This is a genomic window from Acetobacter suratthaniensis (assembly GCF_017377745.1).
Taxonomy (GTDB): domain Bacteria; phylum Pseudomonadota; class Alphaproteobacteria; order Acetobacterales; family Acetobacteraceae; genus Acetobacter; species Acetobacter suratthaniensis.
Map to the genome: position 1 here is coordinate 16,048 of NZ_JAFVMG010000004.1, position 24,244 is coordinate 40,291.

Consider the following 24,244-nt stretch of genomic DNA (forward strand, 5'->3'; position numbering starts at 1 on the left):
CTACCCCGCTTAATGGGCAACCGCAGCAGCCGCTGCTTCGTCAATCAATGTCCCGTCACGGAAGCGTTCGATCGTGAATGGCGCATTGATGGGGTGTGGTTCATCCTTGGCGATCGTCCAGGCGAACAGATTGGCCGCCCCCGGTGTCGCCTTGAAACCGCCTGTGCCCCATCCGCAGTTCACATACAGCCCCGGCACCGAGGTTTTGGCCGTAATGGGCGAACGATCAGGCGTGTTGTCGGTAATCCCGCCCCATGAACGCATCATGCGCAGGCGCCGGAACATCGGACAAAGCTCGGTAATAGCCTCAAGCGTATGGGCCGGAATATGCAGCCCGCCACGCTGGGTATAGGAAACATAGCTGTCCGTGCCAGCGCCGATCACCATCTCGCCCTTATCAGACTGGCTGATATAGGCATGAATGGTATTGGACATGACAATGGTGGGGAAAGCCGGTTTAACCGGTTCGGACACCAGTGCCTGCAACGGGTTGCTCTGCAATGGCAGACGGATACCCGCCATACCCAGCACCACAGAGCTATGCCCCGCCGCCGAGACACCAATTTTGCGCGCCTTGATGGGGCCAAGCGTTGTTTCAACGCCCGTCACCTCGCCACTGGGCGCACGGGTAATGCCCGTTACCTCGCAGTTTTCAATAATATCCACGCCCATATCGGACGCCGCCCGGGCAAAACCCCAGGCCACAGCATCGTGCCGGGCCGTACCCGCACGGCGCTGGAGCGCACCCCCCAGAATGGGGTAACGGATATTGGGCGAGATATTCAGCGGCGGACAGAATTCCTTGACCTCCTGCGGGGTCAGCCATTCATTGTCGATACCGTTGAGCCGGTTCGCATGCACATGGCGCTTGAACACCTGCACATCATGCACTGTATGCGCGATCATGAGGCATCCGCGCTGGCTGAACATGACATTGTAGTTCAGTTCCTGCGACAGCCCCTCCCACAGTTTGAGAGAATGCTCGTAGTAGCTCGAGCTTTCATCAAACAGATAGTTGGAGCGGATGATGGTCGTGTTGCGTGCGGTGTTGCCACCCGCAAGCCAGCCACGCTCAACCACCGCGATATTACGCAGGCCATGCTGTTTGGCCAGATAATAGGCAGCCCCAAGGCCATGCCCACCACCGCCGACGATAATAATATCGTAGGCAGCTTTCGGTTTGACGGAGCGCCATTGGGGCTTCCACCCCTGATGGGCCCCAAGCGCCTGACGGAACAGAGAAAACGCTGAAAATTTCTGCATGTTCATCCCACATGCTGCAGAGCCATATCTCCTTTTATGCGACACAACCGGGGGAGCCGCGCGTATAAAACAGACAAGTTTCATGAACGAAACGGACACACGCAAAAACCGGCATAACAAACCGGCCAGTTAAAAAAAAGAACGACGCACCCTGCAAAAAGGGCACGCCGTTCTTCCAGAACCCCACAAAAGAAAAGCCGCCTGCAAGCAGGCGGCTCTCCAGCCAGTTAGCACCCCAGAAGAGGCTTGGCTTTACTGTGCCCGACGTTTGGACACGAACGTGAAAATGCAGGCCATCACAGCCATAAAGCCCACGTAAATCGCGCCGATTTCAAGGTTGTAGTAAATAACGGCAATCAGCGCGATCACCGCAAAAACAAGAGCCAGCCCCGGCAGCAGCGGATAAAGCGGTGCGCTGTACGGGCGGACGAGAGAAGGCTCCTTGATACGCAGCCGGAACAGGCTGGCCATGCTGAGAATATACATGGTGAGCGCACCAAACACCGACATGGTCACCAGTGTGGCAGTCAGGGACTGTCCAGCAATGGAGATAACATCATCAGAGAAAATGGCGGCAATCCCGACCAGACCCCCGGCAATGGTGGCAACATACGGCGTGCGGAAACGCGGGTGCAGACGGCCAAGCACGGCAGGCAGGAAACCCGCACGGGCCAGAGCGAAAATCTGACGCGCATAGCCCATGATAATGCCGTGCAGAGAGGCCACAAGCCCGAACAGGCCCAGCCATACCAGCATGTGCAGCCAGCCGCTATTCGCCCCCACAACCGTTTTCATGGCCTGCGGCAGCGGGTCATTCAGGTTGGCCAGAGCATGCCAGTCGCCCACGCCACCAGCAAAGATCATGACACCGAAAGCAAGGCTGACCAGCGTGAGAACGCCAGCGATATAGGCAACCGGAATGGAGCGGCGCGGATCTTTTGCTTCTTCCGCCGCCATAGCAACACCTTCAATGGCGAGAAAGAACCAGATGGCAAACGGAATGGCGGCAAAAATACCCCCCATCGCTTCCCAGCCGAAATGCGGCGCCACACCCCAGCCGTCCTTGACGAAGTTATCCCATGAGAAACCCGGCGCAACCACGCCCATGAACACCAGCAGCTCGATAATGGCCGCAACGGTCACGAACAGTTCGAAGGTCGCGGCAATATGCACCCCGACGATGTTCAGTGTCATGAAGACCACATATGCCCCAAGAGCTGCCACTTTAGGCGACAGGTTGGGAAACTGCACGTTCAGATAAGCACCAATCGCAAGCGAGATGGCAGGCGGCGCAAAAATGAACTCAACCAGCGTTGCCAGGCCAGCCACAAGGCCACCCCAACGCCCGAACGCACGCAGGCTGTAAGCAAAAGGCCCACCAGCATGCGGCACAGCGCAGGTCAGTTCCGTAAAGCTGAAAATAAAGGCTGTGTACATCACGGCCACGAACACTGTCGCCACGAAGAAGCCCAGCGTGCCCGCCGTACCCCAGCCATAGCTCCAGCCGAAATACTCACCCGAAATCACAAGACCGACAGCGATACCCCACAGATGAAACGCGCTTAGGGATTTGCTGAGATGTGTCGACTCTTCAGCCATATGTAAAAAAATCCTTCATTCAAGAAAGGCGATCCACGCTTCCGATCGCGCCACCTTCGGGAGCCGCGTCCTTGAGGCCGACCCCCGTCAATTTAAGATGCCTGGCTTCGCGCATGAGCCAGGCCAGCTTGTCCGCAGCCACCTGCACGGACAGCCCGTGCGGATGGATATTGGACAGGCAATTCCGTGATGAATCCGGGCACCCCACATACGGCGCGTAAGTCAGATACACGCCCATGCTGTCCGCAACGCTCAGGCCCGGACGCTCCCCGATCATAACCACCACCATACCGGCGCCCATGGTCTGGGCGATTTCATCGCCCAGCGCGACACGGGCCTGTGTCGCCACCACCAGTGGGGCGATCTGCCAGTCGGCCAAACGCGCCCGCATGGCTTCAAACAGCGGTACGGCCCCCTGCTGGGTTGCTGTGCTGGATAAACCATCCGCCGCCACGAACACGACATCCCATGCGCCCTTTGGCAGGGCCGCCAGCGACTCCTCGGACAGCCTGCGGCCCAGATCCGGCCTGCGCAGATAGGTTGAACGATCCGGTGCGCGGCTGTTCACGTGCAAAAAAGGCTCATCCGCCAGAGCCTGTTCGATACAGGCCACATCAAGCGGCGTATGCACGGCATCGCGTGCCTGTGCATGGGCTGCCTGAAACTCAAGCACATCGGGCGTTTTCAGCGTGTTGCCACTGCGGGCCAGACCGATGCGTGCACGGGTGTACTGGCGCAGCGGCTTCCAGTCATCCTGCCCACTGGTGCTGACACCCTGCCCTGCGGCTGCGGGCACCCCCCGCGTGACATCCGCGCTCATGCTGCACCTGCCAGACTTGCAAGCCGGGTCTGGCCGGGGGCAAGGGCGCGCATACGCTCACTGGCACCGTCATACAGCCCCATACGCTCAAGCCATGCGGCAAATTCCGGCGCGGGCTTGAGGCCCAGCAGACTGCGCAGCGTCAGAATATCGTGGAAGGCAAGGCTCTGGTAATTGAGCATGACATCATCCGCCCCCGGCACCCCGATCAGGAAGGTAATGCCCGCAGCACCCAGCAGCACCATCAGGGTATCCATATCATCCTGATCGGCTTCAGCATGGTTGGTGTAGCAGGCGTCACACCCCATTGGCACACCCAGAAGCTTGGCGCAGAAATGATCTTCCAGCCCCGCGCGAATGATCTGCTTGCCGTCATACAGATATTCCGGGCCGATAAAGCCCACGACCGTATTGACCAGCAGCGGCTTGTAGGCACGGGCCACGGCATAGGCGCGGGCTTCGACCGTCTGCTGGTCCACCCCATGATGGGCGTCAGCCGAAAGGGCCGCCCCCTGCCCGGTTTCGAAATACATGACATTCTGGCCAACCGTGCCACGCTTGAGCGACAGCGCCGCATCATAGGCTTCCTGAAGGATAGCCAGGGTTACGCCAAAACCTTCATTCGCCTTCTGGGTGCCCGCAATGGACTGGAACACCAGATCAACGGCACCGCCCCGGTTCATGATTTCGATGGTGTTGGTCACATGCGTCAGCACGCAGGTCTGTGTGGGAATATCGTATTGCTGGCGGGCATGATCGAGCATATCGAGCAGGGCCAGACCATTGGCCACGCTATCGGTTGCGGGGTTGATGCCAATCACCGCATCGCCAATCCCGCACAGCAGCCCATCAAGCGTGGAGGCCGCAATCCCTTTAAGGTCATCTGTCGGGTGGTTGGGTTGCAGGCGCGATGTCAGGCAGCCTTCCAGCCCGATGGTGTTACGGAACTTGGTGACAACGCGAATCTTGCGCGCAACCGACATCAGATCCTGATTACGCATGATCTTACTGACAGCGGCCGCCATTTCCGGCGTAATACCCGGCGCGACAGCACTCAGTGTCGCGGCATCGGCTTCATGCGACAAGAGCCAGTCACGGAACTGCCCCACCGTCATGTGGGCAAGCCGGGCAAAGGCTGGCTTGTCATGCGTATCCACGATCAGGCGGGTTACGTCGTCTTCCTCATAAGGCACCAGCGCCGTTTCAAGGAATGTGCGCAAGGGCAGGTCGGCCAGCGCATAACGGGCCGCTACGCGCTGCGCATCCGATGTCGCACACAGCCCGGCAAGCTGATCGCCCGAGCGGACAGGAGAAGCAGCCGCCAGCAAGTCCTTCAGGGTTTCAAAACTATAGGTTTCCCCCCCCAGGGTGTGACGGTACGCCATAAAACTGCCTCCAGTATGCCAGCCAGCGGAACAGAGGCTCAGACCTCCTTCCGGTTCGAAGTCGTAACCATACATAAAACAGTCTGTGCAGGACACAAGCACCGAGCGGATTTTCGCAAAAACTCCACACATCCCCACATACCCGCCCCCTTATCGGCCATTAAACGGCGGTTCATACCCATGCAAAAACCCTCTACCTGATGCAGCCACGCAACAGCGGATGAGATTCTGCCCCCCACTACGTTGCGAACGATCCTGCCCGTGGCGGGCATCAACCCGTCCGTGCGGGGTTTTTCCCTCTTGCATCTTCCCCCAAAGCCTGCTTGCAGATACGCCATGCAGCCCACATCAGACAGGACAGACTGGTTCCCTATCGTACTCCGCATGGAAGGCGCGCGCGCGCTTGTAGTGGGGGGCGGGCAGGTCGCCGCCAATAAAACGCGCCTGCTGGTTCAGACAGGCGCACAGGTTCACGTCCAGTCCGCCAATCTGTGCGACGAACTGGCCCAGATGGCCACACAGGACGCAGAGCGCGAAGGCCGCTTTATCCATATCGCGCGCGATGCAACCCCAGCGGATGCCGCACATTGGGCCGCACAGGGGTTCAGGCTGGTTTATCTCGCCACTAACGATCAAGCACTCAACCACACACTGGCAGCGCTGTGCCAGCAGCATAACCTTCCAGTTTGCGCGGTGGATGACCCTGCGGTGTCCTCTTTCATTACCCCTGCCCTGATTACACGCGGGCCGGTGCAGGTTGCCATTTCCACAGGTGGGGCAGCCCCCGTGCTGGCGCGGCGGCTCCGCACGCGTATCGAGCAGATATTGCCAGATGGGCTGGGCCGTCTGGCCCGCTTCATGCAAGCACAGCGGAGCTGGCTGCGTGCGCGCCTGCCCGAAGCCGGTGCGCGCAGGCAGGTGTGGGAGCGTTTCATCGACGGCCCCGGCGGCAAGCTGGGCATGGATGGCCAGGCCGAAGAAGCCCGCAAAGCCCTTGATGATCTGCTGGAAAACCCCACCCCACGCGGCGAAGTCTGGCTGGTTGGCGCTGGCCCCGGCAACCCCGATCTGCTGAGCCTCGCAGCACTGCGCATGATGCAGGATGCGGATGTGGTGCTGTATGATAACCTCGTGGCGCCCACGATCATGAACTACATCCGGCGCGATGCAGAGCTTGTTTTTGTAGGCAAAAGCAGCAACCGCCACACCCTGCCGCAGGGCGATATCAATGCTGAACTGGTCCGCCGGGCAAAGCAGGGCCTGCGCGTGCTGCGCCTTAAGGGGGGCGATCCGTTTATTTTCGGACGGGGCGGCGAGGAAATCGAAACACTGGCTCAGGCCGGTGTGCCATTCCGTATCATCCCCGGCATTTCGGCGGCCAATGGGTGCGCGGCCTATGCCGGTATTCCCCTCACCCACCGTGACTGCGCCCAGTCATGCCTGTTCATAACGGGCCATGCCCGGGCTGACGGCACCCTGCATCTGGACTGGGAAACCATCGCCCTGCATAATCAGACGGTGGTCATCTATATGGGCCTTGCCGCCCTGCCCCAGCTTTGCATGCGCCTGATCGAACACGGCCTGCCACCAGACTGGCCCGCCGCACTGATCGAGCGCGGCACCCTGCCAGAACAGCGCGTGCTGTGCGCCACCCTGTCGGATCTGGCAGAAAAAGCCACCGAGCAGGGTATAAGCAGTCCCGCCCTGATTGTGGTGGGCGAAGTTGTCCGCCACCGCATTCTTCCCGCCGGACAATAGCCATGCCCTTCCGCTCCCTTACGGCCCGCAGAGCACAAGCCCCACTTCTTATGGCGGCTCTGGCCGTATTGCTGAGCGGTTGCGCCACACCGGTTTCGGTTCATACCATGGGGCTGGCGGACAGTTACCGTGAGCGCACGCACAGCGCTCTGGACGGGCCGCGCCTCAGCACCCAGACCCAATCCGTTCTGGAACGCCAGAACCTGACAGACACATGGAAAAAACACCCCCAGCAGGCACTGGCCACCCTGCGCGCAAGCACACAGGCGCGTTTTTATACGCCTGATCTGCCCAGCCAGCTTTTTGCTCTGTCGGAACTCAATTACCAGCTTGCCCGTAAAACGCAGGCTCCCGCCGCCTTTATGGCGACCGCGCTGTATGCCTACGCCTATCTTCAGCCCGATGCCCCAACAGCCGAACGCCCCACGCCGTACGATACCCGCGTACAGCAGGCCAGCGCCCTGTATATGCTGGGCCTGACCGGCGCATTCGGCAGCCCGGTCAATCCAGACAGCCAGCGCTGGACGCTGCCTTTTGCAACACTCGACCTATACGCGAACCCAGCCGAACGGTTATGGCATGGCCAAACCCTGAGCGACTTCCAGCCCACAGCCCAGCTGAAGGTTTCTGGCCTGCAAAACCTCTACACCACCCCCGGTCTGGGTGAGCCGCTGGCGGCTGTGCCGCAAAGCGATTCACAACCCAATACGGCCTTTACAGTAACCGACAAGGTGCGCGTTCCCGTTAATCTGAACCTGAGCATAGCCGACCCACGCCGCCAGATTCTCTCAGACAGGATCACCGGCCGCATTATTCTGACACCGCTTGACCAGACAACGCAGTTTGACACAAAATCCGATACCCCCCCTCTGCAATATGACCAGACCGCCGCACGCGCCATAAGCCTTAGCCAGCCAGAAATATGGTCAAGCGAATACAAGGGTTTTCTCGACGGACGCTTTTTTGACAATGGCCGACGGTCACAGCTTTTCGCTATTGAACCGCATCAGCATGGACGCATGCCGGTTATCCTGATTCACGGCACAGCCTCCAGTCCGGGGCGATGGGCAGACATGGTCAATGACCTTCTGCAAGATAAAGACATAAGCAACAATTTTGAATTCTGGTTTTTTTCCTATGCCACGGGAAACCCCATTCCATATTCCGCCCTGCAACTGCGCCGCGCGATAAAAAAAGCACTGGCTGATCTGGGTGGCCCGCAGGCAGACCCGGCTCTGGGCCAGATTACCCTTATCGGCCATAGTCAGGGTGGTTTGCTGGCCAAAATGCTCACCATTTCACCACAAGACCACCTATGGAACGGGCTGATGAAACGCCCGCTCTCCAGTCTGGATTTGCCCAAACGGACAAGCCGCTTTCTCGATCAGGCACTCATGCCGACCGCCATGCCGGAAATCCGGCGCGAGATTTTTATTTCAACACCCCAGCACGGCAGCTATCTTGCCGGGCTTTCAATCGCGCATTTTATCGGCGGCCTTGTTACCTTCCCTGTTTCTATCAAGGATGTGACAAAGCAGATCATGAATGGCAATGCCGATGCCATGAAGCTCGACATGAGTCCGGGGCGGCTGGGTAGCGTTTATGCCATGTCTCCCCATAGCGCGTTCATGCGCACGCTTGCCTCCATTCCTGTTGTGCCAGATGTTGCCACCCATTCCATTATTCCCGTGCAGGATGACAGCCCTCTGAATGTGGCGGATGATGGGGTAGTTACTTATGAGAGCGCGCATATCCCGGATGTGCGCTCCGAGCTGGTGGTACGCCATTCCAGTCATTCAACGCAGGCCAATCCCGTCACCATTGCTGAAGTCCGGCGCATCCTGCTTGAACAGCTGGCAGCCTTCCGTCCGGACTTTCACCCCGGTGGTGATGTAGACAGGCGCAATATTGTCAGAATCGGCGGGAGCTATACCCCGGTTGGCGCCCAACCCGAAACACCGCCTGCAGCCTCTCCATGAAGACGCGGGCAAAGCGCGGGCACACGAAATTTCGCACGTTCCGTAAGATCATGGGGCGGCTTGCGGTTCTGCTCATCGCGCTGATAGGCGGCGCATCGCTTTTCTATTCCACACTGGAACCCGCAGCCCTGCGGATCGGGTTGAGTATTGCGTTTCCCGCAGCACTCCTTGGCAGCCTTGCAATCAGGGTACCGCTACGCCGCCGCAGTATCATGCTGGGGCTCTGTCTGGTTCTGGGCATATGGTTCTGCACCGATCCTGCTCGCAACGACCGTGATTGGGCCGAAGAATATCGCCAGACAGCCGATGCTACCGTGCAGGGGCGCATCGCACATGTCACGAATATCCGCAATTTCCGTTATCGCACCCCCAGTGATGCCACACCGGCTTATTATGATGCTGATTTTGATCTGGATACGCTCTCCAGCGTCGATCTTGTCACGTCCTACTGGGCCGGGCAGGCCATTGCCCATGTCTTTCTGAGTTTTGGCTTTTCAGATGGGCGGCATCTGGCATTTTCCATAGAAACCCGCAGGCAGAAGCGCTTTGATTACTCCACCATTGCCGGGTTTTTCCACCATTACGAACTTTTTTATGTTGCGGCGGATGAACGTGATCTGATTGGCGTGCGCACTGATATCCGTCGGGAGCATGTTTATCTTTACCGCCTGCAACTCTCCGCCGCCACGCGGGAGCGGCTGCTGCGCAGCTATCTGTCTGAACTGCACACACTCACCACACATCCGCGCTGGTACAATACGCTTACAGCCAACTGCACAACGGAAATACTGGCCCGCTCAGGGGCTAGTCCGCGCTGGCGACTGGACTGGCGTGTGCTCCTGAGCGGCTATACGGCCTCGCTCGCCTATGACATCGGGCTGCTTGATCACCACTACCCCTTTGACACCCTACAACGCTTAAGCCTGATCCAGCGCCCTGATGATGCAAAGCCGAGTGCAAATTACTCGCAAGAAATACGCGAGCATCTTCCACTAACAGACCCACAATAAAAGAACACATACCTTCTCAAAAGGTAAATAAAGCCGATCAAACGAGAACGAATGTCAATTTCACGCCATTTTTTATTTCAAAAAACATATTTACATAAACCATCATTCGCCATTACATAGCATCACAAGTCATCAGAGCATTTTCAGACAGGGAGCCTGCACATCATGGCCAAAGACCCCAAGGTTATCGAATACCTCAACCTCCAGCTCACCAACGAGCTGACGGCCATCAACCAATACTTCCTGCATGCCCGCACGCTGCGCCACTGGGGCGTGACCCTGCTGGGCAAGAAGGAATATGAAGAATCCATCGAGGAAATGCGCCACGCCGACTGGCTGATTGAGCGCATTCTGTATCTGGGTGGCCTGCCCAACGTGCAGCGCATGAACACGATCCTGATCGGTCAGGACGTGAAGGAAATCCTTGAATGCGACCTCAAGCTTGAAGAAAAGGCGCTGGCCGACCTGCGCGACGGCATTGCCTATTGCGAAAGCGTGCGCGACTTCGTGTCCCGCGATCTGCTGCTGAAAATTCTGGCCAACGAGGAAGAACATGAAGACTTCCTGGATCGCCAGTTCGACCTGATCCGCCAGATCGGCATTGAGCGTTATATCCAGCTCAACTCCGCTCCGGCACCTGATCAGGAATAACAGCCTGCTCTGCGGCGGGGCTTCGGCCCCGCCTTATTTTTTATCAAACAGCTCTGCATAGTGTTCAGGCTTGAAGCCCACCAGAATGCGGTCTGCCCATTCCACAACCGGGCGTTTGATCAGAGTAGGGTGAGCTTTCATAAGCTCTGTTGCCCGCACTGGGTCCAAGTCCACCTTATCTGCCGGATCAAGCCCACGAAATGTCGTGCTGGCACGGTTCAGCAGCACTTCCCAGCCCAGCGCATCCACCCAGCGTTCCAGCGACACACCCGCCATACCGTCTACCCTATAGTCATGAAAGACATAGGAAACGCCTTGGCTTTCCAGCCATTGCCGCGCCTTACGCACGGTATCGCAGTTCTTGATTCCATACAGAATGGCCTGAGCGCCCATACTTTCCCCCTTCTGGCATGATGGCACGGCGCAGGGCCGGGCACCCCTTCATACACCAGAGGGCGTAATATCCAGCAGCTTTCTCAGGGCCTTCATCAAAGGGGCATCCACCGCGGTGTCAAACGGACGGGCTGCCGCTACATCATACCCAACACACATGGGCAAAACCCGCTGGTGCGGCGCTTCATCCGCATAACGGGGTACAATATGGGTATGGAGCGATGGCGCGAGATTGCACCATGTTTCGTAATTGATCCGCTCTGCGCCGGTCGCGCGCAACAGGGCATCGCCTACCCGCACGGTATCCGACAGGTAACGCAGCCGCGCGGCTTCCGGCATGGCGTTGAGCGACTCCACGTCCGGGTCGGCTATCAGAATACAATATCCGGCCAGCGGCTGGGTGTCGGCCAGCACCAGCCAGCCGCTCTCCATACGACCGATCACACGCGGGTCTTGCCCATTGCGAGCAAGGACAAGGCGCTTCTGGATAGGATTTTCAGACACGTGACGTCTCTTCCCGCCGAATGGATGCAAACTGCGCCCCGCCTTCCGCTTCGTGGCGGCTGACATCGCGCGGCCTGCTGCCATAACGGGCCGTAACGGCCTCCAGCACGGGCAAAGAGGCTTCATCCCCTCGCAAAAGGGCAATCAGGGCACGCACACGCAGCATGTCATCCTCGCTGGCGATACTGTAGAAAATCGTCCGCGACTCGCGGCGTGGCACAACAATTTCTGCCCGCCGCAATGTGCCAAGCTGCTGGCTGAGTGTTGGCTGCCCAATACCGGTGCGGGTTTCAAGCTCGCCAACAGCCAGCGGGCCATGCCGCAGCAGAATATCCAGAATGACCAGACGCTGCGGCTGGGCAAACAGCTTGAGCCGCTCCACCATCTGCCGCGCTTCATCCAGTTGCAGGCTACTCACGCCCCGGCTCCCTGCCCCGTAGTTACGGGGGCCGGTGCGGTATCAGGCTGCTTTTTCATAAACCATTGCGGCCCCAACGCTTCTATTTCCTCCTGCGTCTGCCCGGCGGGCAGCACCACGGCATCGCCCGGCATCCAGCCTTCGGGGGTTAGCACATCGCCTTTGCTGACACGTTGCAGGGCGGCGAGCGTGCGCTTCATTTCCTCTACAGAGCGGCCGACCGTCATGGGGTACCATGTAACAACCCGCACAATGCCTTGCGGGTCGATAAAATAGGTTCCTCGCACGGTAGCACTATTGCGCGCATCCGCATCCAGCATGCCATAGGCCTGCGCGATCACCAGCGAAGGGTCTTCCACAATCGGGAAAGGCACCGATACGCCAAACTGCGTCCGAATAGCCTCCACCCACGCCAGATGCGCAGGCAGGCTGTCCACGGAAAGCCCCACCAGCGCACACCCCATGGCGCGGAACTCCGGCTCCGCTCTGGCCAGGGCAAGGAACTCACTGGTGCAGACCGGCGTAAAGTCAGCAGGGTGGGAAAACAGCAGCACCCACTGTCCACGCAGACTGCTGAGGGTCAGGACACCGCGTGTCGTGCGGGCCATGAAATCCGGCGCGATGTCACCAATCCTGAGAGACACCGCGGCAGACGGCGCTGAGCCGGGCTGAGGCGATTGATCATTCATGTGGTCTGTTTATGCGAAAAGCAACTCTTGACGCAAGATGGTTTCATATTTAGTGAAAGTAAATATACATTGTTACTGAAATTGATAAACATTCAGGAGCGCACATGTCGGACCTTGCCCTTTCCGCCGCTTATGACCAGATCGTGGCAGCCGGTCACCAGCCGCAGACCCGCCCCTGTATCCGCAGTTTTTTTGATGAGACGACCTTCACCGCAACGCATGTCGTGCATGACCCACGCACGCGGGCGGCAGCCATTATAGATAGCGTAATGGATTACGACCCGGCCTCAGGCCGCACGTCGTTCCATTCCGCCGAACAGGTGGTGGCCTATGTCCGTCAGGAAAACCTGAACGTGCTCTGGCAGCTTGAAACCCATGCCCATGCCGACCACCTTTCCGCCGCACCATGGCTTAAGAAACAACTGGGCGGGCAGATCGGCATCGGGGCCGATATCGTGCAGGTGCAGCAGACCTTTGGCGCCATTTTCAATGCCGAGCCGGCCTTCACCCGCGATGGCGCACAGTTCGACCATCTGTTCACCGATGGAGAAACCTTCTCTCTGGGCGATCTGCCCGCCATAGCGCTGCATGTACCCGGCCACACTCCGGCGGATATGGCCTTTATCATTGGTGATGCCGCCTTTATTGGCGATACGCTGTTCATGCCCGATTACGGCACCGCACGGGCGGATTTTCCCGGCGGCAGCGCACGCACACTCTACCGCTCCATCCGCCGCCTGCTCTCCCTGCCGCCCCAAACACGGCTTTTCCTGTGCCATGACTACAAGGCTCCCGGTCGCAACACATTCGTATGGGAAACCACGGTGGAGGCCGAGCGCCAGAACAACATCCATGTGCATGACGGAATCAGCGAGGATGCCTTTGTATCCATGCGCACAGCACGCGACGCAACGCTCTCCCTGCCCAACCTGATCATGCCTTCGGTTCAGATCAACATGCGGGCGGGCCATTTGCCCGCGCCCGAAAACAATGGCATCAGCTACATCAAGATTCCCGTAAACACGCTCTGACACGCACCGGACGGTTCTCCCTGCCATGCTCTCCCACTCCCTGCTTCAGTCCGGCCTGCTCCATATCGGTGTGGAACTGCTCTGCGGCGCGCTGATTGGTTTCACACTCGGGCTGATTGGCGGGGGCGGCTCCATTCTGGCGGTGCCGCTCATGGTATATGCCGTGGGCGTGCCGAACCCGCATGTCGCGATCGGTACCAGTGCACTGGCGGTTGCCATCAACGCCCTGATCGGACTGGGCCAGCATGCGCGCGCTGGCACGGTCAAATGGCGCTGTGCCGGTATTTTCGCCTCATGCGGGGTGGTAGGCGCTTTTCTGGGTGCGGGGCTTGGCAAGGCAATGGACGGCCAGAGGCTTCTGCTACTGTTTGCCCTGCTCATGATCGGAGTGGGTGCGCTTATGCTCCACGGCCGGGGCAACACCGGCTCCCCCGGCGCAAGCTGTAATCGCCACAACGCCCCCAAGGTCATGACCTATGGGCTGGGTGCGGGCCTGCTTTCGGGTTTTTTCGGCATTGGCGGAGGATTTTTGATTGTGCCGGGGCTGATGGCCTCCACCAGCATGCCCATTCTCAACGCCGTTGGCACATCACTCGTGGCGGTTGCGGCGTTCGGGTTCAGCACGGCACTCAGCTATACCCTGTCCGGCTATGTGGACTGGCAACTGGCCGCGCTCTTTATCGCCGGTGGCGCTCTGGGTAGCATTCTGGGCACACGCACGGCCCGCAGCATGGCCGGATCAACCGGCAGGCTAACAACCCTTTTCGCGGGCGTGATCTTTCTGGTCGCGTTTTACATGATCTGGCAGGGTATTACGCGGCTATAAGCGCCCGAGCGGCTGCCAGCGCCACATGTAACTGCTCAAAAATATTCTGCTGCCCCACGGCTTCGACAATATGATGCCGCTCCATATCCGCCAGCGCATAGGGTAACACCCGCCCGAAAAAGACCTGCACATGCCGCGCACGCAAGCGCTCAAGCACATCACGCACCACACGGGCAGCGGAATAATCAATATCCGTAATGGCGCTGCAATCCACCACCAGACAACGTACCGGCACCGGTGCCGTATCAATTAACAAAGTAATATCCTGAGAAAAAAGCTGGCAGTTTGCATAAAACAGGTCTGAGCTGAAGCGATAAATGATCAATCCCGGCTCTGTCTGCGCACCTGCCTGCACGGGCTCTACTTCCATTGTGCCTGTCGCGGCATCCGAGCGCAGCACCATGGTATGTGGCCTGTAACTATGCCGCACATGCCGGAACAGGGAGAGTGCAATGGCAATAAAAATACCCTGCTCCACCCCCACTCCCACCACGGTAACAGCCGTCACCAGTGCAAGCCAGAACTCTCCGGGGCTTTCACGCCGGATGCTGTTGAGCGCCTGCACATCCACCATGCCGACCGCAACGCAGAAAACCACCGATGCCAGCACGCAATGCGGCAACCATGCCAGCGGCCCGGTTAATGCCAGCAGCACACACACCGTCACTCCGGCAAAAACCACCTGCGCACGCTGGGTCATGGCCCCCGCGCGCACGGCCATAGCGGTCTGGGTCGGGCTGCCATTGACAGTGAAAGTGCCACTCAGCCCGGCCACGGCATTGGCGGCGGACAGGCCGAGGATATCGCGGTTTTCATCCACATTTTCATGAAACATATCGGCAAAGGCACGCGATGTTGCGGCGCTCTGGGCAATGATGACAAACACGCAGGATGCCGAAACCGGCAAAAGGGCCAGCATGTTTTCCCACGGGATGACGGGCACATGCAAAACGGGCAACCCACCCCGCACCGGCCCCAGCACCCCAACACCGTGGGCTGTGGGCCACCCGCTCCAGCCGAGCACTATACCAAGCCCCACAACAACAAGAGCTACCGGTTTACGCGCACAATATTTCTGCCCGAGTAGCAGCCCCAGACAGGCCACACCAGAAATCAGAACCGCCGCCCCATTCGCCTGAGGCAACCCGCGCACCAGTTCCAGCACCTGCAAAGCAGGTGTATGGCGGGCCGATACCAGACCGAGCATATCGTACAGCATTCCCAGCCCGACCTGCACTCCCACGCCAGCCAAAAAACCCACCAGCACGGTGCGGGAGAGAAAATCCGCCAGAAAACCAAGCCGACATAGCCGGGCCACCAGCAAAAAACCCGCATTCAACAAGGCAACCGCACTCACCATGCTGATATAGGCTGCACTCCCCATCGGAGCCATTTCAGACAATGCGCCCGAAAAAATAGCGGCTGTAGCAGAATCCGCCGCCACGACCAGATGGCGCGAGGCGCCAAGTGCTGCAAACGCCAGCAAAGGCAGCAATACTGTATAAAGTCCGGTTACGGGGGGCATGCCCGCTATCCGCGCATAGCCGAGAACCTGCGGAATGTTCATGGAGGCAAGGGAAAGCCCCGCCAGCGCATCGCGTCCGAAACTGGCGGAAATCTTCAGGCCGAAAAAGCCCGGCCCCTTCCATTCCATGCCCATTGCATCTCCTTCTGTCCTCCGGCGGTGCTGTGCAAGGCGGGCCGGGCTGTCGTTTCCATCATCCATCGCAGCGGGTTTGCACGCCAAGCGGAACATGCGACATTTGCGGTTTTTCCAGCCAAGGACAGATCATGACCGTTACCGTGTACCATAACCCTTCTTGCGGCACATCGCGCTCCGTTCTGGAACTGGTGCGTCAGGCCGGGATCGAACCTGAAATCGTTCTTTACCTGAAAACCCCACTTACACGGGCTGATCTCGACAGACTGGTCAAGCAAGGCCCGGCAACCGCGCGCGACCTGCTTCGCAGCAAGGAAAAACTCTGCGCTGAATTGGGTCTGGATAAACCTGACGTTACGGACAGCCAGATTCTGGATGCTATCGCGGCCCATCCCGTTCTGCTGAACAGGCCGGTTGTGGCAACACCCCGTGGCGTCAAGGCCTGCCGCCCGGCGGATACGGTGCTGTCACTCCTGCCGTAAGGCCGCCATACACCCCCGGCGGATGATCCAGCCGGGGGTATGTGTTCTCAGAACTCGACGACAGTGCGGATGCTCTCACCGCGCTCCATCATGTCAAAGCCCTCATTGATCCGCTCCAGCGGCAGCTTGTGCGTGATCAGATCGTCAATGTTGATCCGGTTTTCCATATACCAGTCAACAATCTTGGGAACATCCGTACGACCCCGCGCCCCACCAAAAGCAGAGCCAATCCAGCGCCGACCCGTAACAAGCTGGAACGGACGCGTGCTGATCTCCTGACCCGCAGCCGCAACGCCAATAATCGTCGAAACACCCCAGCCACGATGCGCACATTCCAGGGCCTGACGCATCAGTGTCGGATTGCCGACACACTCAAAGGTGTAGTCTGCCCCACCACCAGTCAGTTCCACAAGATGGCCCACAACATCGCCATTCGGCCCAAGGTCACGCGGGTTTACAAAATCCGTCATGCCAAACTGCCGCGCCATCGCCTCACGCGCAGGGTTGATGTCAACGCCGATAATCCGGTCCGCGCCCACCATCTTCGCACCCTGAATCACGTTCAGGCCAATCCCCCCAAGACCAAACACAACAACCGTCGAGCCGGGTTCAACCTTAGCCGTGAACAGAACCGCGCCAATACCCGTGGTCACACCGCAGCCAATATAGCAGACCTTGTCAAACGGTGCGTCAGGGCGGATCTTCGCCAGCGCAATCTCCGGCAGAACCGTGTAGTTCGCAAAGGTCGAACAGCCCATGTAATGATGGATCGGCTGACCCTTGAACGAAAAGCGCGACGTGCCATCAGGCATCAGACCCTTGCCCTGTGTCGAACGGATGGCTGTGCACAAGTTCGTCTTGCGCGAAAGGCATGATTTGCACTCGCGGCACTCGGGCGTATACAGCGGGATAACATGATCCCCCGGACGCAGATGCTGCACACCAGCACCAACCTCCACAACAACACCAGCCCCTTCATGCCCCAGAATGGCAGGAAAAAGACCCTCAGGGTCCGCACCAGAAAGCGTGTATTTGTCCGTGTGGCATAGGCCCGTCGCCTTCACCTCTACAAGAACCTCACCCGCTCGCGGCCCTGCCAGTTGAACCCGCTCAATCTCCAATGCACGTCCAGCCTCAAAGGCTACCGCCGCCCTTACGTCCATTTTTTGCACTCCCGCTTCATGCACCACAGGGCCAGAAAAAACCGACCGTATTGATACCGTTCCGTACTATAGGCCACGCCCCCTGCAAAGGGCAGAGGGGGACAGCCACGAACCGCCAGCGCTCACACCGGAGTGATCAGCCCGCCTAAGCCCTCGGTCTTCAGTCCAGAAGCGACAATCCGCAGGAGAGGCCGCATACAGCACGTATCCATATATTTTAGATATGGATTGTCCATCATTCATATATTGGACATTTGTCAGAGCCGGGTTTTTACAATGAGCGCAATCGCTATCCTGCGTTGTTGGAGTATTCCGAGCGTGACCTATACCGTTGGCATGTATCTTGCAGACCGCCTTGTACAAATCGGTCTGAAGCACCATTTCGCCGTTGCGGGCGACTACAACCTTGTCCTGCTGGACCAGTTGCTCCTCAACAAGGGCATGGAGCAGATTTACTGCTGCAATGAACTGAACTGCGGTTTCAGCGCCGAAGGCTACGCCCGCTCCAATGGCGCTGCGGCCGCTGTGGTCACCTTTAGCGTTGGCGCCATTTCAGCCATGAACGCCATTGGTGGCGCCTATGCCGAAAACCTGCCCGTTATCCTGATTTCCGGTGCACCCAACAGCAACGATCACGGCACCGGCCATGTTCTGCACCACACCACAGGCAAGACCGATTACGGCTACCAGCTTGAAATGGCGCGTCAGGTCACCTGTGCGGCCGAAAGCATTACGGATGCCCACTCCGCCCCGGCCAAAATCGACCATGTGATCCGCACCGCGCTGCGTGAGCGCAAGCCTGCCTATCTGGAAATTGCCTGCAATATTTCCTCTGAACCCTGCGTGCAGCCCGGCCCTGTCAGCAGCCTGCTGGCCGAGCCCGAAATCGACCACAAGAGCCTTAAAGCCGCTGTGGATGCGACCGTTGCTTTTCTGGAAAAATCCACCAAACCCGTCATGCTGGTGGGCAGCAAGCTGCGTGCCGCCAATGCGCTGGCCGAAACCGAAGCACTGGCCGACAAGCTGCAATGCGCTGTTACCATCATGGCGGCGGCCAAAGGCTTTTTCCCTGAAGACCATGCTGGTTTCCGTGGCCTGTACTGGGGCGAGGTCTCAACCCCCGGCGCGCAGGAACTGGTTGAAAGCACCGATGCGCTGCTGTGCATTGCGCCCGTGTTCAATGACTACTCAACGGTTGGCTGGTCTGCATGGCCCAAAGGCCCCAATGTCATTCTGGCAGAACCCGACCGCGTAACGGTTGATGGCCGCGCCTATGACGGCTTTACCCTGCGCGCCTTCCTACATGCTCTGGCTGAAAAAGCCCCTGCACGTCCGGCTTCCGCCAAAAATGGCAGCGTGCCGACATTCTCGCTGCCCGCCACATCCGATGAAGCTGGCCTGACGAATGACGAAATCGTGCGTCATATCAACGCCATGCTAACATCCGACACCACGCTGGTGGCTGAAACGGGCGATTCATGGTTCAACGCCATGCGCATGACCCTGCCCCGTGGCGCACGGGTGGAACTGGAAATGCAGTGGGGGCATATCGGCTGGTCCGTGCCGTCTTCCTTCGGTAATGCCATGGGCTCGCAGGATCGCCAGCATGTAGTGATGGTGGGTGATGGCTCTTTCCAGCTTACCGCACAGGAAGTGGCGCAGATGGTGCGTTACGAGCTGCCCGTCATCATCTTCCTGATCAACAACCGTGGTTATGTCATTGAAATCGCCATTCATGACGGGCCTTACAACTACATCAAAAACTGGGATTACGCCGGTCTGATGGAAGTTTTCAATGCGGGTGAAGGTCATGGCCTTGGCCTGAAAGCCACCACGCCGAAAGAACTGGCGGAAGCCATTGCCAAGGCCAAAGCCAATACCCGTGGCCCGACGCTGATCGAGTGCCAGATTGACCGTAAGGACTGCACGGATACGCTGGTCAAATGGGGCCGCAAGGTTGCCTCGGCCAACGCACGCAAAACGCCGCTGGCCTGATACATAACGGGCGCGCCCAAAAGGCACGCCCGCCTTACGCGGTAAAAAGACTTGATACACAAAGGCCCATCCTGAACGCAGGATGGGCCTTTACGATATTAACGCATCACCCTGCCCGTATGCGGGCAGGGCCACGCCGCGTTAGCGCATCGCGCCGGCGACAATGGCGGAAATCACGCCCGTGGCCACCGCAGTCAGCAGAAACTGATTGCCAGACTGCACCCAGCGATACCCGTATGGCGGGGCATAAAGTCCGGGGTAAGCGTGCCAGTCATTAACCCACGGTGCGCCACCCCAGTAGCGATCGCCGCGCCGCCATGCCATCGGGCCGGGGCCACCACGCGGCGGACCTGCCCAACGACCACCACCCGGGCCGCCTCCGTGGCGATATCCACCGCCACCCCACTGTCCGCCACCGGGGCCGCCACCATGCCGCCCGGGGCCACCACCGGGCCCACCACCGGGACCGCCCGCCTGCGGCCCACCGCCACCGCCGGGACCACCGCCTGGCCCGCCACCCGGGCCGCCTCCTCCGGGGCCACCCGGCCCACCGGGGCCAGCAAAAGCACTGACAGGTGCCGCCCCAAGGCAGGCGACCAAAACCCATGCAACGGCTTTCGTCTTCATAATACCTCCTGCACGGCGATCAGGCCTGTTTTTCATCTGCCTGACGCCTCTTTCCTTACTCATATATGCCAGAACTGGTGGCGAAAATACGGCTCCTCCCGCCAACGCATGAAGAGCGGCAAAAGCTCCATCACGTCATGCACAACACGCCCCCCTGCAAGAACAGCCATCTTCTCACCGGAGAGCCTTACGCGTGAGCCTTGCGCCAAACGGGGCCTTGCGAATCAAAACGCAGACTAATATTGTCTGCGTATGGCACTTTATGGCGCAAGCACCGAATATATCCTGCACAGCCTGCTCTGGCTCGTGAACAACCCCCATCCCGTCAGCAGCCTTGATCTGGCGGAGCTTCAGGCCATCCCGCCTGCTTTCATGGCCAAACTTCTGCCTCGCCTTGAAAAAGCTGGCCTGCTTGTTGCCGCCGAAGGCCTGAAAGGCGGCTACCGTTTGGCCAGAGCCGCAGCCGATATAAGCGTGCTTGATGTTGTGCAGGCAGTCGAGGGGGAAAAAAGCCTTTTCAACTGTCAGGAAATTCGTGAACGCTGCGCGTTGTTTCAAGAAACCCCGCCACAATGGGCCGTGCAGGGCCGGTGCGCTATCCATGCCACCATGCTGCGTGCCGAACAGGCTATGCACCGGGAACTGGCACAGACATCGCTGGCTGATCTGGCGCACAGCCTGCACGACAAAGCACCACCACGCTTTTTGGAAGACGCCAGCACATGGCTGGATACACGCGCCCAAACCCGCCGCACTGCCAAAGTCAGGCAACGCAGGCGTATGGAGAGCCCACCCTGTGGCAAAAAAGCAAATACTCCATGCCCATGAAGCACAAGACATTTTGAAGAAGGAGTAAGCCTGTCATGAAAATTCTTGTCGCCGGAGCCAGTGGCGCCCTGGGCCGTCCGCTCATTACCCGCCTGCATGAAGCAGGGCATGACGTTTGGGGCCTTGCCAGCCGCCCCGAAAGTCTCGACGCCATGACCGCACGGGGGGCCCATGCCATAAACGGTAATGCGATGGATCGTGCAGGAATTTTTACAATACTTGAACAGCTTCGCCCTGATGTCGTGATAGACCAGCTTACCTCCCTGCCCGCCAGCCCGTTTGATCTGGCCAACAGGCTGGCCGCTGATCGGCACCTGCGGCTGGAAGGTGGGGGTAACCTGTTTGCAGCAGCTCAAGCCTGTCAGGTCACACGGTATATTCAGCAGTCCTGTGGGTTCTATCTGGATACAAACGGGCCACTCGCGACAGAAGCATCGCGCTTGCGCACCCATGCACCGGGCAATATTGGTGAAAGTGCGCGCATGTATGCCGCACTGGAAAAGCGGGTTCTGGGATCACACTCCATGCAAGGTGTTTGCCTGCGCTATGGTTTTTTCTATGGCCCGGGAACATGGTACTGGACAGAGGGGGCATTCAATACCCATCTGCATAATAGAGAGGTGTCACTTCTTGGCGCTGGCAGCAGCGTTTTTTCCTTCATTCATGTTGATGATGCCGCACAGGCCACCATGGCGGCCCTGACAGCGCCCGCAGGCGTGTACAATGTCGTCGATAACCACCCCACCCCGTTCCATGACTGGTTGGCGGCTTACACCCGCTGGGTTGGTGCGCCTGCCCCTGCACGGCTCAGCCCCCAAGACGCCCTCCGACTGGCAGGTGAAGAAAGCGTATATTACCAAAACAACCTGACAGGAGCGAACAACCACAAGGCCAGAGAGCGACTGAACCTGACACCACGTCCTCAGCCATGGCTATCGGCCATCTGAGTATCCAGCCCGGCAGGCAGCCTTCCCCATCCCGTTATCAGGGGCGGCGATGCAGGGCGATGTAAACAGGTGCCCGGCCCATGCTCCGGCCAGTGTTCTGCCTGCCACAACCAACCACATACAGGTCAGGGCAATCGTCAGGATCGTGCCGATATAACCGAAAAATGCGAGATCCAGCATAATGCCAAGCCGATAGGTTGCCGCTGTATAAACACCCAGCGGAAACGTATAGCCCCACCAGCCAAGGTTGAACGGAATACCGTTTTTCAGATACCGAGCAGTAATAAGCAGGGCCAAAAGCAGCCACCACACCCCCAGCCCCCACAGAACAAGACCGGACACAACGCCAATCCCCTGCGCGACAAGCCCCAGCTCAGCCAGCCCATGGACTGTAAAAATTGCCGGGGCGTCTCCTCCCATGACCAGCATACCAAGTGCTCCTGTGCCAACCGGCCCGAGTGCCAGCCAGCTTGAGGCCGCCATGCTCTCATCCGGCAGCTTATAAAGCGCCATTCGCAGGATAAGGATTGCGAGCATACTCAGTGCAACAGGAACGGAATAAGACCAAAGTACATAAGAGGTTATCAGAACCACACTCTGCACATGCGTATCAGCCAGATGCGGAGCAAGAAAACCACCGGTCGCCCCCGCCACCTCAGCCGCAACAACCGGCAGAAGCCAAACAGCCGTCATGCTATCAAGACTGATCTCGTGGCGGGTAAACATGAGATAAGGAATGCCGACACCACAGGCTAGAGACAGCGCAACATCCACCCACCACAGACCATAGGCCAGCGAAATATACGCTTCGGCAAACAGCCCATTTCCAAAAACAAGCAAACCATTGATAAGCGTGGAAAGCGCCATCGGAATCGTGCCAATAAACATCGAAGCGACATTGTGCCCGAAAATACGCCGCGCCTCATGGCCGAACAACATCCAGCGCGCCGCATAAAGCCCACAGAAAATCAGAAAAAGAGCAAGTGCTACAGACCATAACCCCACGCCAATGGGCCTGAGTGCCGGGCCGATACCCGACATCTGCGGCAGCGCCAGTGCAAGAATACCCGTCCCCATAACAACAGCGAACCAGTTAGGCGTGAACTGACGAACAACCTCGCGCGGGTGCTCCAGCATGAAAAACGGTCTAAGACGGCACACAGGTTTTTTGTTTCCAACCATAGTCATGGCTGGCTCCCCTTAAGGCACTCAACCAGTGCATCGGCCATACGTGTCCGATAACGCTCCTTATGCCGCAACGCGTAAAACGGGCGGGCAGGCATGGAAAACGCATGGTGATAAAGGTCGCCCACCGCCAGCGCACGCCGCACCACAAATTCCGAAAGAACGGCCACGCCCGCCCCCGCCTCAACTGCACTGCGCACCGCCTCGTTGGAAGGCATGACCATGGCGATTGTCAGAGCCTGCGGATCAATCCCGCGCGCGCGCAGCACATCTTCAAACGTCGAGCGCGTGCCGGAGCCTTGTTCACGCACGATCCAGCGTGCCCCAAGCAGCCAGCGCTCATCAACCACCGGCACGGGAGAAGACCCGACAAGCAGCATCCTGTCCTCACCTACCGTCCACGAGGCCAGCGCCGGTTCATTGATGGCCCCTTCCACCACGCCCAACTCGGCCTCGCCGCCGAGAACACGCCGCGCCGCCCCTTCGCTGTTATCAATGCTCAGTTCAATCGCGATACCGGGATAGCGGGCATGAAACCCCGCCAGCTTGCCGGGCAGCCAGTAGCTTGCAACCGTCTGGCTTGCGACAACCCGCAAAGTGCCACGCAGCAACCCACTATACTCGGCCAGCGCGAGTGCTGCCGCCGAGGCGCGCCCCAGAACGGCCCGCGCCTCCTCCAGAAACATACCCCCGGCCTCGGTCAGTTCGATCCGACGCCCAATCCGATGAAAAAGCGGCACGCCATACTGGGCCTCCAGCGCGGCAATAGCGTTGCTGGCGGCTGACTGGGTTATGTTAAGCGCGGCTGCGGCCCGCGTAACATGCTGGCGCTCAGCAACGGCAATGAAAATACGAAGCTGCTCTAACGTCATGACCAAATCCCCTCCGTATCCAAAAATACGCAACCGGGATCAATCTTTCCAATGCCATTTATATATGGTTCCAATCTGAAAATCAGATCAGTTTCCGCACCAGAATCCCCACTCTTTGCGCCCTCTGTCTGTACCCTTTACAGATAACGCTCCCGTTCG

At 58.8% G+C, this 24,244-nt stretch carries 23 protein-coding genes; 10 read left to right on the forward strand and 13 right to left on the reverse strand.

From position 1 onward, the window contains the following. Nucleotides 1–9 precede the first annotated feature (9 nt). The 4 genes from J2D75_RS05765 to J2D75_RS05780 all read right to left on the reverse strand — a co-directional run bounded on the left by J2D75_RS05765 (nt 10) and on the right by J2D75_RS05780 (nt 5,067). Entirely contained in the window at nt 10–1,263 is a 1,254-nt protein-coding gene (locus J2D75_RS05765; RefSeq protein WP_207853830.1) for a sarcosine oxidase subunit beta family protein, read from the reverse strand. Between the two features lie 252 nt (nt 1,264–1,515). Continuing rightward, nucleotides 1,516–2,862: an ethanolamine permease gene (gene eat, locus J2D75_RS05770; RefSeq protein ID WP_207853831.1), complete on the reverse strand. Its 1,347-nt coding sequence runs from the start codon at nt 2,860–2,862 to the stop codon at nt 1,516–1,518. Between the two features lie 19 nt (nt 2,863–2,881). After that, the gene (eutC, locus tag J2D75_RS05775; protein WP_207853832.1) at nt 2,882–3,682 is read right to left on the reverse strand and encodes an ethanolamine ammonia-lyase subunit EutC; all 801 of its coding nucleotides are present in this window, start codon (nt 3,680–3,682) and stop codon (nt 2,882–2,884) included. Next, nucleotides 3,679–5,067: an ethanolamine ammonia-lyase subunit EutB gene (locus J2D75_RS05780; RefSeq protein WP_207853833.1), complete on the reverse strand. Its 1,389-nt coding sequence runs from the start codon at nt 5,065–5,067 to the stop codon at nt 3,679–3,681. Before J2D75_RS05780 ends, eutC begins: the two co-directional genes overlap by 4 nt. A gap of 336 nt (nt 5,068–5,403) precedes the next feature. On the opposite strand from J2D75_RS05780, the gene cysG reads away from it, so the two are divergent. From cysG to bfr, 4 genes are all read left to right on the forward strand, one after another. After that, nucleotides 5,404–6,825, forward strand: a complete 1,422-nt coding sequence (gene cysG / locus J2D75_RS05785) for a siroheme synthase CysG (protein WP_207853834.1) — start codon at nt 5,404–5,406, stop codon at nt 6,823–6,825. A 2-nt stretch (nt 6,826–6,827) separates the two neighbouring features. Further along, the gene (locus tag J2D75_RS05790; protein ID WP_207853835.1) at nt 6,828–8,804 is read left to right on the forward strand and encodes an esterase/lipase family protein; all 1,977 of its coding nucleotides are present in this window, start codon (nt 6,828–6,830) and stop codon (nt 8,802–8,804) included. Continuing rightward, nucleotides 8,801–9,814, forward strand: a complete 1,014-nt coding sequence (locus J2D75_RS05795; RefSeq protein WP_408736744.1) for an Lnb N-terminal periplasmic domain-containing protein — start codon at nt 8,801–8,803, stop codon at nt 9,812–9,814. The genes J2D75_RS05790 and J2D75_RS05795 overlap by 4 nt, the downstream gene beginning before the upstream one ends. Nucleotides 9,815–9,976: 162 nt before the next feature. Then, nucleotides 9,977–10,465 carry a bacterioferritin gene (bfr, locus tag J2D75_RS05800; protein ID WP_456304230.1) on the forward strand — a complete coding sequence of 163 codons (489 nt, stop codon included), beginning with the start codon at nt 9,977–9,979 and terminating at the stop codon, nt 10,463–10,465. Nucleotides 10,466–10,498: 33 nt separating this feature from the next. Here bfr and J2D75_RS05805 read toward each other — a convergent pair whose 3' ends face one another. From J2D75_RS05805 to J2D75_RS05820, 4 genes are read right to left on the reverse strand one after another with little or no spacing between them, the layout of a single operon-like run. Further along, nucleotides 10,499–10,858, reverse strand: coding sequence for an ArsC family reductase (locus J2D75_RS05805; protein ID WP_207853837.1), 360 nt, complete (start codon nt 10,856–10,858; stop codon nt 10,499–10,501). Nucleotides 10,859–10,906: 48 nt separating this feature from the next. Continuing rightward, nucleotides 10,907–11,362, reverse strand: a complete 456-nt coding sequence (locus J2D75_RS05810) for a hypothetical protein (protein ID WP_207853838.1) — start codon at nt 11,360–11,362, stop codon at nt 10,907–10,909. Continuing rightward, entirely contained in the window at nt 11,355–11,747 is a 393-nt protein-coding gene (locus tag J2D75_RS05815) for an ArsR/SmtB family transcription factor (protein WP_243428557.1), read from the reverse strand. Before J2D75_RS05815 ends, J2D75_RS05810 begins: the two co-directional genes overlap by 8 nt. A gap of 29 nt (nt 11,748–11,776) precedes the next feature. Then, nucleotides 11,777–12,469: a peroxiredoxin gene (locus J2D75_RS05820; RefSeq protein WP_207853840.1), complete on the reverse strand. Its 693-nt coding sequence runs from the start codon at nt 12,467–12,469 to the stop codon at nt 11,777–11,779. A gap of 104 nt (nt 12,470–12,573) precedes the next feature. Between J2D75_RS05820 and J2D75_RS05825 the strand changes: the two genes are divergently transcribed. Together J2D75_RS05825 and J2D75_RS05830 are read left to right on the forward strand one after the other, a co-directional pair. Further along, nucleotides 12,574–13,500, forward strand: a complete 927-nt coding sequence (locus J2D75_RS05825; protein WP_207853841.1) for an MBL fold metallo-hydrolase — start codon at nt 12,574–12,576, stop codon at nt 13,498–13,500. Nucleotides 13,501–13,525: 25 nt separating this feature from the next. Continuing rightward, entirely contained in the window at nt 13,526–14,326 is an 801-nt protein-coding gene (locus J2D75_RS05830; RefSeq protein WP_207853842.1) for a sulfite exporter TauE/SafE family protein, read from the forward strand. On the opposite strand, the gene J2D75_RS05835 is transcribed toward J2D75_RS05830, so the two are convergent. Continuing rightward, nucleotides 14,313–15,980, reverse strand: a complete 1,668-nt coding sequence (locus J2D75_RS05835; protein ID WP_265782939.1) for a SulP family inorganic anion transporter — start codon at nt 15,978–15,980, stop codon at nt 14,313–14,315. The two genes, J2D75_RS05830 and J2D75_RS05835, sit on opposite strands and share 14 nt — an antisense overlap. A 137-nt stretch (nt 15,981–16,117) precedes the next feature. Between J2D75_RS05835 and arsC the strand changes: the two genes are divergently transcribed. Next, entirely contained in the window at nt 16,118–16,468 is a 351-nt protein-coding gene (gene arsC, locus J2D75_RS05840) for an arsenate reductase (glutaredoxin) (RefSeq protein WP_207853843.1), read from the forward strand. Nucleotides 16,469–16,515: 47 nt separating this feature from the next. On the opposite strand, the gene J2D75_RS05845 is transcribed toward arsC, so the two are convergent. Next, entirely contained in the window at nt 16,516–17,631 is a 1,116-nt protein-coding gene (locus tag J2D75_RS05845) for an S-(hydroxymethyl)glutathione dehydrogenase/class III alcohol dehydrogenase (protein ID WP_207853844.1), read from the reverse strand. A gap of 318 nt (nt 17,632–17,949) precedes the next feature. On the opposite strand from J2D75_RS05845, the gene J2D75_RS05850 reads away from it, so the two are divergent. Beyond that, entirely contained in the window at nt 17,950–19,626 is a 1,677-nt protein-coding gene (locus J2D75_RS05850) for a thiamine pyrophosphate-binding protein (protein ID WP_207853946.1), read from the forward strand. A gap of 141 nt (nt 19,627–19,767) precedes the next feature. Here J2D75_RS05850 and J2D75_RS05855 read toward each other — a convergent pair whose 3' ends face one another. Continuing rightward, a complete protein-coding gene (locus tag J2D75_RS05855) occupies nt 19,768–20,253 on the reverse strand; it encodes an RcnB family protein (protein ID WP_207853845.1) in 486 nt (161 codons plus the stop codon). A 252-nt stretch (nt 20,254–20,505) separates the two neighbouring features. Between J2D75_RS05855 and J2D75_RS05860 the strand changes: the two genes are divergently transcribed. Continuing rightward, nucleotides 20,506–21,081: an RrF2 family transcriptional regulator gene (locus tag J2D75_RS05860; protein WP_207853846.1), complete on the forward strand. Its 576-nt coding sequence runs from the start codon at nt 20,506–20,508 to the stop codon at nt 21,079–21,081. A 35-nt stretch (nt 21,082–21,116) separates the two neighbouring features. After that, the gene (locus tag J2D75_RS05865; RefSeq protein ID WP_207853847.1) at nt 21,117–22,028 is read left to right on the forward strand and encodes an NAD-dependent epimerase/dehydratase family protein; all 912 of its coding nucleotides are present in this window, start codon (nt 21,117–21,119) and stop codon (nt 22,026–22,028) included. On the opposite strand, the gene J2D75_RS05870 is transcribed toward J2D75_RS05865, so the two are convergent. Together J2D75_RS05870 and J2D75_RS05875 are read right to left on the reverse strand one after the other, a co-directional pair. After that, nucleotides 22,014–23,216 (reverse strand): TDT family transporter, encoded by a 1,203-nt coding sequence (locus J2D75_RS05870; protein WP_243428544.1) that lies wholly within the window; start codon nt 23,214–23,216, stop codon nt 22,014–22,016. The genes J2D75_RS05865 and J2D75_RS05870 overlap by 15 nt on opposite strands. After that, entirely contained in the window at nt 23,213–24,085 is an 873-nt protein-coding gene (locus J2D75_RS05875) for a LysR family transcriptional regulator (RefSeq protein ID WP_207853848.1), read from the reverse strand. Before J2D75_RS05875 ends, J2D75_RS05870 begins: the two co-directional genes overlap by 4 nt. Nucleotides 24,086–24,244 lie beyond the last annotated feature (159 nt).